Source organism: Kitasatospora sp. NPDC028055, assembly GCF_040637885.1.
In the GTDB taxonomy this organism is placed as follows: Bacteria; Actinomycetota; Actinomycetes; order Streptomycetales; family Streptomycetaceae; genus Kitasatospora.
Genome location: NZ_JBEZXE010000001.1, coordinates 516,279 through 529,260, shown reverse-complemented (window position 1 = coordinate 529,260; position 12,982 = coordinate 516,279). Strand labels below are relative to the sequence as shown.

General features: G+C 74.0%; 12 protein-coding genes. 11 read left to right on the top strand and 1 reads right to left on the bottom strand.

Going from position 1 to position 12,982, the window contains the following annotated elements:
* The first annotated feature begins 32 nt into the window (after positions 1 to 32).
* The 4 genes from AB0F71_RS02625 (at position 33) to AB0F71_RS02610 (ending at position 2,110) form a co-directional block, all read left to right on the top strand.
* Positions 33 to 602 (top strand): type II secretion system F family protein, encoded by a 570-nt coding sequence (locus tag AB0F71_RS02625; protein WP_360226968.1) that lies wholly within the window; start codon positions 33 to 35, stop codon positions 600 to 602.
* Between the two features lie 74 nt (positions 603 to 676).
* Positions 677 to 949 carry a DUF4244 domain-containing protein gene (locus tag AB0F71_RS02620; RefSeq protein WP_360226965.1) on the top strand — a complete coding sequence of 91 codons (273 nt, stop codon included), beginning with the start codon at positions 677 to 679 and terminating at the stop codon, positions 947 to 949.
* Positions 939 to 1,442 (top strand): TadE family type IV pilus minor pilin, encoded by a 504-nt coding sequence (locus AB0F71_RS02615; protein WP_360226962.1) that lies wholly within the window; start codon positions 939 to 941, stop codon positions 1,440 to 1,442. Before AB0F71_RS02620 ends, AB0F71_RS02615 begins: the two co-directional genes overlap by 11 nt.
* 92 nt (positions 1,443 to 1,534) lie before the next feature.
* Positions 1,535 to 2,110 (top strand): Rv3654c family TadE-like protein, encoded by a 576-nt coding sequence (locus AB0F71_RS02610; protein WP_360226959.1) that lies wholly within the window; start codon positions 1,535 to 1,537, stop codon positions 2,108 to 2,110.
* On the opposite strand, the gene AB0F71_RS02605 is transcribed toward AB0F71_RS02610, so the two are convergent.
* On the bottom strand, positions 2,105 to 4,480 hold the full coding sequence (locus tag AB0F71_RS02605; protein ID WP_360226957.1) for a DEAD/DEAH box helicase: 2,376 nt from the start codon (positions 4,478 to 4,480) through the stop codon (positions 2,105 to 2,107). The genes AB0F71_RS02610 and AB0F71_RS02605 overlap by 6 nt on opposite strands.
* A 230-nt stretch (positions 4,481 to 4,710) precedes the next feature.
* Between AB0F71_RS02605 and bldG the strand changes: the two genes are divergently transcribed.
* The 7 genes from bldG (at position 4,711) to topA (ending at position 12,868) form a co-directional block, all read left to right on the top strand.
* Positions 4,711 to 5,052: an anti-sigma factor antagonist BldG gene (bldG, locus tag AB0F71_RS02600; RefSeq protein ID WP_188305076.1), complete on the top strand. Its 342-nt coding sequence runs from the start codon at positions 4,711 to 4,713 to the stop codon at positions 5,050 to 5,052.
* 155 nt (positions 5,053 to 5,207) lie between these two features.
* Entirely contained in the window at positions 5,208 to 5,627 is a 420-nt protein-coding gene (locus tag AB0F71_RS02595; protein WP_360226954.1) for an ATP-binding protein, read from the top strand.
* Positions 5,628 to 5,760: 133 nt separating this feature from the next.
* The gene (locus tag AB0F71_RS02590; RefSeq protein WP_360226951.1) at positions 5,761 to 6,129 is read left to right on the top strand and encodes a cyclophilin-like fold protein; all 369 of its coding nucleotides are present in this window, start codon (positions 5,761 to 5,763) and stop codon (positions 6,127 to 6,129) included.
* A 228-nt stretch (positions 6,130 to 6,357) separates the two neighbouring features.
* The gene (locus AB0F71_RS02585; RefSeq protein WP_360226948.1) at positions 6,358 to 7,134 is read left to right on the top strand and encodes a small secreted protein; all 777 of its coding nucleotides are present in this window, start codon (positions 6,358 to 6,360) and stop codon (positions 7,132 to 7,134) included.
* Between the two features lie 212 nt (positions 7,135 to 7,346).
* A complete protein-coding gene (locus tag AB0F71_RS02580) occupies positions 7,347 to 8,879 on the top strand; it encodes a methyltransferase (RefSeq protein WP_360226945.1) in 1,533 nt (510 codons plus the stop codon).
* A 235-nt stretch (positions 8,880 to 9,114) separates the two neighbouring features.
* Positions 9,115 to 9,615: a DUF3592 domain-containing protein gene (locus tag AB0F71_RS02575; protein ID WP_360226942.1), complete on the top strand. Its 501-nt coding sequence runs from the start codon at positions 9,115 to 9,117 to the stop codon at positions 9,613 to 9,615.
* A 388-nt stretch (positions 9,616 to 10,003) separates the two neighbouring features.
* Positions 10,004 to 12,868 carry a type I DNA topoisomerase gene (gene topA, locus AB0F71_RS02570; protein WP_360226939.1) on the top strand — a complete coding sequence of 955 codons (2,865 nt, stop codon included), beginning with the start codon at positions 10,004 to 10,006 and terminating at the stop codon, positions 12,866 to 12,868.
* The last annotated feature ends 114 nt before the right edge of the window (positions 12,869 to 12,982 follow it).

The window sequence follows — 12,982 nt, the reverse complement described above, 5'->3', positions numbered from 1 at the left end:
GACTGGCAACGGCGGTCGTCGCGGGGCTGGCGGTGGCGGTGCTGGTCGGCGGTGGCGCCGGCGCGGTGGCCGGGGTGCTGGCGGCGGTGGGCGCCCACCGGTGGTCGGCCCGGGCCCGGTCGCCGACGGATCGACGGGCGATGCTGGATGAGCAGCTGCTGCTCAGGCAACTCCCCCTGGGGGCCGAGCTGTTGGCGGCCTGCCTCGGGGCGGCGGCGCTGCCCTCGGCGGCGGTGGCGGCGGTGGGTCGGAGTGTGGGCGCACCGCTGGGGCCGAGGCTGGTTGCGATCGGGACCGAACTGGTCCTGGGCGCACCGCCGGAGCTCTGCTGGACCAGGTTGGGCGAACAGCACCCGGCGCTGGCGCCGCTGGCGCGGTGTCTGGTCCGGACGAGCCTCGGCGGAGCTCCCGCGACCGGGCCGTTGGTCGAACTGGCCCGGGAGCAGCGGACCGCCGCCGCCCGGGCGGCCCACATCAGGGTCCGCCGGGCCGCGGTGCTCGCCACCGCGCCGCTCGGGCTCTGCTTCCTGCCGGCCTTCGTCCTGATCGGAGTGGTGCCGGTGGTGATCGGCCTGACCAGCCGCTTCGGGTGGGCGATGTGAGTGGGTGTCGGGTCCGGGCCGGTCGGGCCGGGACTCGTGAGAAGGAACGGTAAGTATCCAGACAGGAGAGATCGATGACTGCAGTTTTCGCGACCAGGCCCAACATCGGGCGTCCGTTCCAGCACCTGCCGGGAGCGTGGCGGCGGAAGAGCCGCGGGGTCGCCGGCCGGGTGCGCAGGGTCTCACGGTACCGGGGGCGTTCGGACGCCGGGATGACCACGGCGGAGTACGCCGTCGGCACGCTGGGTGCGTGCGCGCTCGCCGCCGGGCTGTACAAGGTGGTCACCAGTGCGGCCATCACCGGGGCGCTGACCGAGACGCTGGAACGGGCCCTCCGTGCGACGTAGCGCCCGACCGCGGCCCGGCCGGTCGAACCGGGCCGGGCGGGCCGTACGGAGGCCTTGGCAGGGGCGGTGGCAGGGGTCCTGGCGGGGGCGGCGCGGGGACGCCGGCTTCGTCACGGCGGAGACGGCGGTGCTGCTGCCCGCGCTCGTCCTGCTCACGGCGATGCTGATCTGGGGCGTGCTCGCGGCCGCGGCGCAGATCACCTGCGTGGACGCGGCCCGGATCGGCGCCAGGGCGGCCGCGCGGGGCGAGTCGAATGCCGCCGAACTCGCCCGTGCGGCCGCCCCGCCGGGAGCGCGGGTTCGGGTGGCGGTCGCGGCGGACACGGTTCGGGTCGATGTGGACGCCCCGTGCGCGGCGCCGGGGAGGCTGGCCGGGCTGCTCGCCGTCCGGGTCGGCGCGATGGCGGTGGCCGCCCGGGAGGACGTCCTGGGCAGCACAGCAGGAGGAGCGGAAGGAACCGCGGAGGGAGGTGGAGGCGCATGGCCGGCATGACGGCCCGCCAGTCGGCCCGGTGGAGTGCCCGGCCGGCGCTGGCCCGGCCGGCGCGGGTCCGGCCGGCGCGGGTTTGTAGCGCTCGGGCGGCGGTGCCGGGCAGGCGCGGGCACCGGGCGGACACGGGCTCGGCGACGGTCTGGCTGCTCGCCCTGGCGATGCTGGGGACGGCGGTCTTCGCGGCGACGGTCGCGGTCGGCACGGTGGTGGCCGCTCGGCACCGGGCCGAGTCGGCAGCGGACCTGGCGGCCCTCGCGGCCGCGGACCGACTGCTGCTGGACCCGGACGGCGGCTGCGCCCGGGCTGTCGGGATCGCGGCGGCGCAGGGTGCCGCTTTGGTGTCCTGCGCGGTGGACCGCTTCGCGGACGCCGTCGAGGTGGTGGCCGAGGTGCCGGTCGGTGGGCTTCCGCGGCGGCTGTCGGTCGGTCCGGCGCGGGCGAGATCGCGGGCCGGACCGGTGCGGGCCCCGGTCACCGCGGCCGAGGACGGCCTCGGCGAGGCGCGGGACAGCCCGGGCGGTCCCGGCGGTCCAGGCGGACCAGGCGGTCCCGGCACCTCGGGCGGGACCCCGAGCGGTGCGCCCACAGCCCCTGGCGCGCCCACGGCCTCCGGCCCGCCGTCCGCCTCCAGCGCGCCTACGGCCCCGGCCAGGGAGGTGGCCTCATGATCCGGCCGGTGTTCCGCCCCCCGGGTCCGCCGCGGGGCCCGCCGCGGGAGCCGCGCCGGGCGCTCCGGCCAGCAGGACGTCCAGCAGCCGGACGGCGGCCGTCTTGTCCAGCGGGTCGTTCCCGTTGCCGCACTTGGGCGACTGGACGCAGGACGGGCAGCCACGCTCGCACTCGCAGGAGGCGATCGCCTCGCGGGTGGCGGTGAGCCACTCGACGGCGCGCTGGAAGCCGCGTTCGGCGAAGCCGGCCCCGCCCGGGTGGCCGTCGTAGACGAACACCGTGGGCAGCCCGGTGTCGGGGTGCAGCGGGACGGAGACGCCGCCGATGTCCCACCGGTCGCAGGTGGCGAACAGCGGCAGCAGCCCGATCGAGGCGTGTTCCGCGGCGTGGGCGGCGCCGGGCAGCCGGTCGAGCGGCAGGTCCGCGTCGAGCAGTTGGTCCTCGGTGACGGACCACCAGACGGCGCGGGTGCGCAGGGCGCGGGGCGGGAGGTCGAGCTTGCTCTCGCCCATGATCTCCCCGGTGGAGATCCGCTTCCGGAGGTAGCCGACCACCTGGTTGACCACCTCCACCGAGCCGAAGCTGAGCCGGCCCTCGCCCCAGTGGACGGTGGTGTCGGTGTCGAGGACGGAGATGGAGGTGATGTCACGGGCGGCCGTGGTGTACGGCGGGTCGGCCGGTTCGACCAGGGCGACCGAGTCCTCCAGGTCGAGCTCCCGGACCAGGTAGGTACGGCCCTGGTGGAGGTGGACGGCCCCGGTGTGGACGGTGGTGTGGGCGGCCGCGGCGTCCACGGTGCCGAGCAGTCGGCCGGTGTCGGCCTCGACGATCTGCACCGGGCTGCCGCCGCTGCCCCGCAGGTCGACGGCGTCGGCGGCGCGCTCCCGGCGGGTCCAGTACCAGGAGCCGTCGGTGCGCCGGCGCAGCAGGCCGCGCCGTTCCAGCACCGGCAGCAGCGGTGCGGTGGAGGGTCCGAACAGCTCCAGGTCGGCGTCGGTGAGCGGGAGTTCGGCGGCGGCCGCGCACAGGTGCGGGGCGAGTACGTGCGGGTTGTCGGGGTCGAGCACGGTGGCCTCGACGGGTGTCGAGAACAGCGCCTCGGGGTGGTGCACCAGGTAGGTGTCCAGCGGGTCGTCGCGGGCGATCAGGATGGCCAGCGCGCCCTGGGCCTCCCGGCCGGCCCGGCCTGCCTGCTGCCAGAGCGAGGCTCGGGTGCCGGGGTAGCCGGCCATCAGGACGGCGTCGAGGCCGGAGATGTCGACGCCGAGTTCGAGGGCGGAGGTGGAGGCGAGTCCGAGCAGCCGACCGGAGTGCAGGTCGCGCTCCAGGGCGCGGCGTTCGTCGGCGAGGTAGCCGCCGCGGTAGGCGGCCACCCGGTCGGCGAGCGGTCGGCCGAGCTGGTCCTGGGTCTGCAGGGCGACGAGTTCGGCGGCGCGCCGGGAGCGGACGAACACGACGGTGCGGGTCTGCCGTTCGACCAGGTCGGTCAGGAGGTGCGCGGCCTCGGTGGTGGCGGTGCGGCGCACCGGGGCGCCGTGCTCTCCGACGTTCTCGGTCAGCGGCGGCTCCCAGAGGCCGAAGACCATCGGGCCGCGCGGCGAGGCGTCATCGGTGACGGCCACCGCGGGCAGGCCGGTCAGGCGCCGGGCGGTGACGGCCGGGTCGGCGGTGGTGGCGGAGGCGAGGAGGAAGGTGGGTGACGAACCGTAACGGGCGCAGAGGCGGCGCAGCCGCCGCAGCACCTGGGCGACGTGGGAGCCGAACACCCCCCGGTAGCTGTGGCACTCGTCGACGACCACGTACCGCAGCACCTTGAGGAAGGAGGACCAGCGGGCGTGCGCGGGCAGGATGCCCCGGTGCAGCATGTCCGGGTTGGTGAGCACGTAGGAGGCGTACTGGCGGACCCACTCGCGCTCCTCGGGCGGGGTGTCGCCGTCGTACAGGGCGGCCCGGACCCTCGGCGGGGCGAGTTCGGCGGCGCGGCGGCGCTGGTCGGCGGCGAGCGCCTTGGTCGGGGCCAGGTAGAGCGCGGTGGCGCCGCGGCCGTTGCGGGCCTCGGTGCCCTCCAGCAGGTCGCTGAGGACCGGCGCCAGGTAGCCCAGCGACTTGCCCGAGGCGGTGCCTGTGGCGATCACCACAGTCTGGCCGCTTTTGGCCAGGTTCATCGCTTCTGCCTGGTGCGCCCAGGGCTGTTCCACCCCGACGTCCGCCGCGGCGGCGACGATCTCCGGTCGGATCGAGTCGGGCCAGGGCGAATAACGCGCAGGTCGGGCGGGAAGGTGCTCCGTATGGGTGAGCCGGTCGGCCCGCCCCCGACTGGTGGACAGGGTCGTGAGCAGTGCCTCGGGCAGGCTGTGTCGGGGCGGCATGAGGACCCAGTGTGTCACCGGCGTGACGGAGAATCGTCGTAAGCCATCGTGCGGTCATGGTCACAGGTGGTTGAATGTGGCCGTGACGGCCGTATGGCCGTGGGTCGCAGCGCTGAGGCTTGCCACGCGTTGGCTTGTTGGCTTGGCATGCCCGGGCTCGCGACCATGCGGTGGCGGCCGTCCGGCCGAGGATCGCACATGACGTAGCAAGGCAAGGTGCTGGAGGTTCCGTGGACCTGTCCCTGTCGACCCGTGCAGTCGGCGATCGTACGGTCGTCGAGGTTGGCGGCGAGATCGATGTGTACACCGCCCCGAAGCTGCGCGAGCAGCTGGTCGAGCTCGTCAACGACGGCAAGTACCACCTCGTCGTCGACATGGAGGGCGTCGACTTCCTCGACTCGACCGGCCTCGGCGTGCTCGTGGGCGGTCTGAAGCGGGTGCGTGCCCACGAGGGCTCGCTGCGCCTGGTGTGCAACCAGGAGCGCATTCTCAAGATCTTCCGGATCACCGGTCTGACCAAGGTCTTCCCGATCCACACCTCGGTGGACGACGCGGTCGCCGCGACCGACTGACGCGTCCGGGCCGGCCCGTGCGGTCGGCCCGCCCGTTCCACACGTCCGGGGTGCGGGGGCCTGTGCGGCCCCCGTTCCCCGGCGTCTCAGGGCCGGTCCAGCCGGTCCGCGGGGCCGCATCGCCGGCCCCGGCCGGAGTACCCCGAGGGGGAGAGATGGCAACCGTCGAACTTCGATTCAGCGCGCTTCCCGAGCACGTGCGGACGGCCAGGCTGGTCGCCGCGGCCGTCGCCAGACGGGCCGGGGTCGACGAGTCGGTGCTCGACGAGGTACGGCTCGCGGTCGGTGAGGCGTGCTCCCGCGCGGTCGGTCTGCACCAGCGCGGTGGGATCGGCGGCACGGTGCGGGTCGCGTTGACCGACCAGGAGAAGCGTTTCCTCATCGAGGTCGAGGACGAGGCCGGCCCCGCCACCGTCCCGTCCGCCGGTGCCGCCGAGGGCGGCGACCCGGACGAGGACACCCTGGGCCTCGCCGTGATCACCGGTCTGGTCGAGGACCTGGAGGTCACCAACGGCGCCGACGGCGGCGTGATCCGGATGAGCTGGCCGGTTTCGGTCCCCTCCGTCGCGGTCTGACCTCACCCGGGTACGTCCCGCGGGCGCCCACACTCCGGGCACCCGTTGACACGGCGTGCGGCCCGGCGGTTCGCTGCTCCCGGCACGACCGGGTCCGGTCATCGACCGGACCTCGTCGCGGAAGAGGAAGCACATGCGGATCCGCATCCTGTGGCCGGCCGGGCAGGCCACCGCCACGCTGGCGGCCACCCCCACCACCGAAGCGCTCTGGGCCGAGCTGCCGATCAGTTCCACGGCCAGCACCTGGGGCGAGGAGGTCTACTTCGGCACGCCCGTGAGCGTGCCGCGCGAGGTCGGAGCCCGGCAGGTGGTCGAGCCGGGCACGGTCGCGTACTGGACCGACGGCGACAGCCTCGCGCTGCCGTACGGGCCGACCCCGATCTCGCAGGACGGGGAGTGCCGGCTGGCCAGTCCCTGCAACGTCCTCGGCCTGCTGGACGGCGACGCCAGGGTGCTGCGCACCGTGCGACCGGGCGATCCGATCCGGGTCGAGCGGGCCTGACCGGCTGGGGCCGCGGCGGGATCGAGCGGGCCTGAGCGCCGGGACGGGCCGGGCCGGGATCCTGAGCGCGGGGAGGGGCCGGGCCGAGGGCCGGGGTCCGGTCGCCGTGCGTGGGGCGGGAGTTCGGGGCCGGGAGGGACGGGAGCCGGGCAGCCGGGAACCGGATGGTCGGTGACGGCCGTGTAGGTTCGACGACCGAAGACGACCGAAACCGAAAGGCTCCTCCCGGTGAACAAGCGACTGCTGGCCGTACCCGCCCTCGGCGTGCTGCTCGCGTTCGGCGCCGTCGGCTGCGGCAGCGACGACAACAGCAAGCAGCTGGACTCCTGGGCGTCGAACGTCTGCGGCGCGGCCAAGGACCCGATCGCCCAGTCGCAGGTCGCGCTCGCCGACACCGCCCAGGTGAAGACCGGCGAGTCCCCGGCCGACCTGCGGAAGCGGCTGTCGGCGGACATCGGGCGACTGGGCAAGACCAACCAGGACATCGCGGCCGCGATCGACGCCGCCGGTGCGCCCAAGGTGGACAACGGTGCCGCCCTGCAGAAGGACACCGTCGACGAGTTGAAGAAGGCGGCCGACGGCTACCTGGACGTCCAGAAGAAGCTGGACGCCCTGGCCACCGACGACCAGGCGAAGTTCGCGGACGGGCTGAACAGCGTCGGCGACCAGCTGCGCCGGCTGTCCTCGCTGTCCACCCAGGCGCAGAGCAAGCTGGCGAGCGGGGATCTCGGCAAGGCGATGGCCAAGCAGGAGGGGTGCAAGCCCTCCCAGGCCACCCCGGGTGCCGGGGCGAGCGGCAACGCCGGTGGCTCCACGGCCACCCCCGGCGCGGGCGCCAGTCCGAGCGCCGGTGCCACCCCCTCGGCGGGTGCCCCCAGCGGCACCCCCGCGCCGGGCGGGACGGACAGCGCGAGCCCGTCGGCCACTCCCTCGGCGGGCGCCACCACCCCGGCGGCCCCGGCTTCGTCCTCGGCCCCGGCCACCCCGGCACCCAGCGCGAGCTGAGCCGAGGTCCTGCCCGAGGTCCTGCCCGAGGCCCGGGTCGCAGCTCCGTCCGATGTCCCACCCGACGTCCCTGCCGACGTCCCGCCTGACGTCCTGGTGCGTCCGGTGGGGCGCGCCGGCCGTCGGCGGGGGCGTGGGGTGGGGTCCGCGCTCCTGGTGGGGTCGGCGGGCCGGTGGGGCCGGGGTGGGGTGAGCCGGGGGACAATGGCGGGGTGATCAGTAGCCCCGTTCTCGACCCGACCCGCCTGGCCAAGCTGCGCGAGGCGCTGCTGGCCGCCTCGTTCACCGCCGATGGGTGCCTGGACCTCCTGGGGCCCACCGGCTACGCGGCGTTGGCCCGCAGTGAGGCCGTCCCGGCGCTGCGCGCGACGCGGGGCGGCAGCCCGCTGGAGACGCTGGTGCGGCTCTTCCTGCTGCAGCAGCCGGTGCCGTACCAGGCGGCCGCCGCCGCGCTGCCGGTGGAGGACTGCCTGGCGGACGGTTGGCTGCGCCCGGACGGGGACCTGGTGCGCGCCACCGTGGACGTCCGGCCGTACGCCAACGAGGTTGCCGGGATGCCCAGTTCGGACGCCTGGGTGGTGTCCGACCTGGGGTGCGCGGTCGGTGGCGCGGGTGGGATCGGCTCCGGTGAGACCGCGCACGGGGTGGCCCGCAAGGACCTGGTGCTGGGGGTCGGCGGGGCGTCCACCACGCTGGCCAACATCACCGTGCGCCGCCCCGTCCGGGCGGCGCTGGACCTCGGTTCGGGCTCCGGCGTGCAGGCGCTGCACGCGGCCCGGCACGCCGGGAGCGTGACCGCCACCGACCTCAACCCCCGTGCGCTGCGGTTCACCGAACTGACCCTGGCGCTGTCCGGGTTCGACAACACCGAGGTGCTCACCGGCAGCCTCTTCGAGCCGGTCGGGGAGCGGAAGTTCGACCTGATCGTCTCCAATCCGCCGTTCGTGATCTCGCCCGGCGGCCGGTTCACCTACCGTGACGGCGGCATGGCCGGGGACGACCTGTGCCGCAGCCTGGTGCGGTCGGCCGCCGACCACCTGGAGCCGGGCGGCTACTGCCAGTTGCTCGCCAACTGGCAGCACGTCAGGGGCGAGGACTGGCAGGAGCGGCTGGCCGGCTGGGTGGCGGGCACCGGACTGGACGCCTGGGTGGTCCAGCGCGAGGTCCAGGACGTGGCCCAGTACGCCGAGTTGTGGCTGCGCGACGGCGGTGACCACCGCGGTCCGGGCGGTGACTACCAGGCCCGGTACGGCGAGTGGCTGGACGCCTTCGAGGCGGGCCGGGTCGAGGGCATCGGGATGGGCTGGATCACCCTGCGGGCGGGCGGCGCCGAGCGTCCGACCGTGCGGGTGGAGGAGTGGCCGCACCCGGTGGAGCAGCCGCTCGGTCCGCACATCGACGAGTGGTTCGGCCGGCAGGACTTCCTGCGCTCGCACGACGACGCGGGCCTGCTCGCGGCCCGCTACGTGCTGGCCGACGACGTGGTCCAGGAGCAGGTCGGCGCGCCGGGGGCGGAGGACCCGGAGCACGTGGTGCTGCGGCACAACCGGGGCATGCGGCGGGCCACCAAGGTGGACACGGTCGGCGCCGGGTTCGTCGGGGTGTGCGACGGGACGCTGTCGGCGGGCGAGATCGTGGACGCCATCGCGCAACTGCTGGGCGAGGACCGGGTGGTGCTGCGGGACCGGGTGCCGGAGTCGCTCCGGCTGCTGACCGAGCAGGGGTTCATCGACCCGGTGCGGTGAAAGCCGGTGAGGTGAAAGCCGGTGCCGTGAAAGCCGGTGGGTGGGAACCGGTGGGCGGGAACCGGTCCGTGAGTGCCTGCCCCGTTCGGTAGAACGCCGCCCAGGCACCCTCCGGTTCACCCTCCCGTACCCCCTGGTTCGTCCGGTGGTCCCCGTTCGGCTGCCCGCCGTTGGTCGGGTGCTGTGAGGCTCTGTCCACAGGCTGTGGACAGAGTCGGGGAGCCGGGGGCCAGGGGTGGACACGACGACGGCGACCGTCGGCGGGCTGGTGCTCGCCCTCTTCGGTGGCGCGCTGCTGCTCTGGTGCGCCGCCGAAGTGCGCCTTCGCCACCGGGTGCGCCGCTCGGGGATTCCGGTGGTGGCGACCGTCGTCGCCGAGAAGGACGTGCACGGCCGATTGGACAGCGCGCCGCTGCTCTCCTTCTCCGTGCGGCCGGCAGTCGGCGGATCCGGGACCGGAGCCGGGATCGGGATCGGGACCGCGGCCGGGTCCGGTCCCGGCCGGATCGCGGAACTCGTGCTCACCCGGCCGCGCGGGCACACCCCACTGCGCCGTCCGGAGCGGTTCGCGCCCGGAAGCCCGGTGCGGATCTGCTACGACCCGGACCGCCCCCGCCGGGCGGTGCTGGCGGCCGGGGAGATCGGCCGGGCGGCGGTCGTCGACCTGCTGTGGTGCGCCCTGGGGGTGGCGTGCCTGGGGGCGGGGGCCGGGCTGCTGGCGGCGATCGGCCGCTGAGGGGGCGAGCAGCCCACCGATCCTTCGGTCGGGTCCGTCGATCCGCCGACCCGGGTCCGGCACGATCCGGAGAGCGCGATACCGCATGCGCGCCGATTTTCCGTTGACAGATCTTGAAATCCGTCATTCCATCCTCCGGAACCTGCCGAAGCCCCCCTCCACGGGGCGCGAACCTCCGTCATCGGGTTACCGTTCGAGTGGCGTCGGTGAGCGCGGCAAGCGAAACAGCGGGATCCGTCCGTTTGACAAGGGTGGCCGGGGTACGGTCACACTCCGCTGGTGGGGTGTCGTGCAGTGGCGACCCCGGGACGGTGGAGGGGTCGGGCGGAGCGCAGCCCGTGCTGCCAGCGCCGACCAGCCACATAAGGACCGGGAGAGAAGAGCGAAGGTGTCCCCGAGCAGCGAGACCGCGCACGGACAGCGACTCGTCATTGTCGAGTCGCCGGCCAAGGCGAAGACGATCAAGGGCTACCTTGGCCCCGGCTACATCGTCGAGGCGAGCGTCGGGCACATCCGCGACCTGCCCAGCACCGCGGCCGAGGTGCCGGACAAGTACACCGGTGAGGTGCGCCGCCTCGGGGTGGACGTCGATCACGACTTCGCCCCCATCTACGTGGTCAACGCGGACAAGAAGTCCCAGGTCAGCAAGTTGAAGTCGCTCCTGGCGGAGTCCGACGAACTCTTCCTGGCCACCGATGAGGACCGCGAGGGCGAGGCCATCGCGTGGCACCTCCAGCAGGTCCTCAAGCCCAAGGTGCCGGTGCACCGGATGGTGTTCCACGAGATCACCAAGGCGGCGATCCAGGAGGCCGTGGCCAACCCGCGCGAGCTGAACCAGCGCCTGGTCGACGCCCAGGAGACCCGCCGCATCCTCGACCGCCTCTACGGCTTCGAGGTCTCGCCGGTGCTGTGGAAGAAGGTCATGCCGAAGCTGTCGGCGGGCCGGGTGCAGTCCGTGGCGACCCGTCTGGTGGTCGAGCGCGAGCGCGAGCGGATGGCCTTCCGCTCCGCCTCGTACTGGGACCTGGTCGGCACCTTCGGCACCGGCCGCACCCCGGCCGACGCCGCCAACCCGGAGACCTTCGGCGCGCGGCTGGCCTCGGTCGACGGCAAGCGGATCGCCAGCGGCCGCGACTTCGGCTCGGACGGCCGGCTCAAGGCCGGCAGCACCAACACCCTGCACCTGGACGAGCAGGCCGCGCGCCAGCTGGCCGCCGCCCTCGAGCAGACCGCGTTCAGCGTCCGCAGCGTCGAGTCCAAGCCGTACCGCCGCTCGCCGTACGCGCCGTTCCGCACCACCACGCTCCAGCAGGAGGCCAGCCGCAAGCTGGGCTTCGGCGCCAAGCGGACCATGCAGGTGGCCCAGAAGCTGTACGAGAACGGCTTCATCACCTACATGCGCACCGACTCGACCACGCTGTCGGAGACGGCCGTCACCGCCGCCCGCGCGCAGGTCACCCAGCTGTACGGCGCCGACTACCTGCCGGACGCCCCGCGCACCTACGCCAGCAAGGTCAAGAACGCCCAGGAGGCGCACGAGGCCGTCCGCCCCTCCGGCGACCGCTTCCGCACCCCCGCCGAGACCGGTCTGAGCGGCGACGACTTCAAGCTGTACGAGCTGATCTGGATGCGCACCGTCGCCTCCCAGATGAAGGACGCGGTCGGCCAGTCCGTCACCGTCCGGGTCGGCGGCGCCTCCGCCGACGGGCGGGACGTCGAGTTCTCCGCCTCCGGCAAGATCATCACCTTCCACGGCTTCCTCAAGGCCTACGTCGAGGGCGCCGACGACCCGAACGCCGAGCTCGACGACCGCGAGCGCCGGCTGCCGCAGGTCGCCCAGGGCGACCCGCTGGCCGCCGAGCGGATCACCCCGGAAGGCCACGCCACCAAGCCGCCGGCCCGCTACACCGAGGCCTCGCTGGTCAAGGAGCTGGAGGACCGGGAGATCGGCCGCCCGTCCACGTACGCGTCGATCATCGACACGATCATCCAGCGCCGGTACGTGTTCAAGAAGGGCACGGCGCTCGTCCCGTCCTTCCTCTCCTTCGCCGTGGTCAACCTGCTGGAGAAGCACTTCGGCCGGCTGGTCGACTACGACTTCACCGCGAGGATGGAGGACGACCTCGACCGGATCGCCGCCGGTGAGGCGCAGTCCGTGCCGTGGCTCAAGCGCTTCTACTTCGGCGAGGGCGAGGGCGCGGCCGGTGCTGCCGCCGAGGCCGGCAACGGCGACGGCGACCACCTGGGCGGCCTCAAGGAACTGGTCACCGACCTCGGCGCGATCGACGCCCGGGAGATCAGCTCGTTCCGGATCAGCGACGACATCACCCTGCGGGTCGGCCGCTACGGCCCGTACGTCGAGCGCGCCTCCACCGTCGAGGGCGAGCCCGGCCAGCGCGCCGACATCCCGGACGAGCTGCCGCCGGACGAGCTGACCGTCGAGCTGGCCGAGGAGCTGCTGGCCAAGCCCAGCGGCGACTTCGAGCTCGGCCCGGACCCGGTCAGCGGCAACATGCTGGTCGCCAAGGACGGCCGCTACGGCCCGTACGTGACCGAGATCCTGCCCGAGGGCACGCCCAAGACCGGCAAGAACGCCGTCAAGCCGCGCACCGCCTCGCTGTTCAAGACGATGTCGCTGGACACCGTCACCCTGGAGGACGCGCTGCGGCTGCTCTCGCTGCCGCGCGTGGTCGGCACCGACGCCGAGGGCGCCGAGATCACCGCGCAGAACGGCCGCTACGGCCCGTACCTCAAGCGCGGTACGGACTCGCGCTCGCTCACCAGCGAGGACCAGCTCTTCACGATCACCCTCGACGAGGCGCTGGCGATCTACGCCCAGCCCAAGCAGCGCGGTCGTGCCGCGGCCGCCCCGCCGCTCAAGGAGCTGGGCACCGACCCGGTCTCCGAGCGTCCGGTGGTGGTCAAGGACGGCCGCTTCGGCCCGTACGTGACCGACGGCGAGACCAACGCCACGCTGCGCAAGGACGACGACGTCGAGACCATCACGCCGGAGCGCGGCTACGAGCTGCTCGCCGAGAAGCGGGCGCGCGGGCCGGTGAAGAAGGCGGCCAAGAAGGCCCCGGCGAAGAAGGCCGCGGCCAAGAAGACCACCACCGCCAAGGCGACGGCGACCAAGACCGCCGCCAAGAAGACGGCGGCGAAGAAGACCACCACCACCAAGACGGCGGCGGCGAAGAAGACGGCCGCGAAGAAGACCGCGGCCGCCAAGGCCACCACCACCGACGAGGGCTGATCCGCCGGGCGGCAGCCCGAGGGCAGCCGGGCGACGGCCGGGCGGCGGCCGGGCAGCGGCCCGACGGCAGCAAGACGGCGGCACCGGGCCCGCGTCCCCCACCGGGGGCGCGGG

Bases quoted from the DNA above. Each gene is read 5' to 3' on its own strand.
- AB0F71_RS02620 (WP_360226965.1), top strand. From the start codon at position 677: ATGACTGCAGTTTTCGCGACCAGGCCCAACATCGGGCGTCCGTTCCAG.
- AB0F71_RS02605 (WP_360226957.1), bottom strand. From the start codon at position 4,480: ATGCCGCCCCGACACAGCCTGCCCGAGGCACTGCTCACGACCCTGTCC.
- AB0F71_RS02595 (WP_360226954.1), top strand. From the start codon at position 5,208: ATGGCAACCGTCGAACTTCGATTCAGCGCGCTTCCCGAGCACGTGCGG.
- AB0F71_RS02590 (WP_360226951.1), top strand. From the start codon at position 5,761: ATGCGGATCCGCATCCTGTGGCCGGCCGGGCAGGCCACCGCCACGCTG.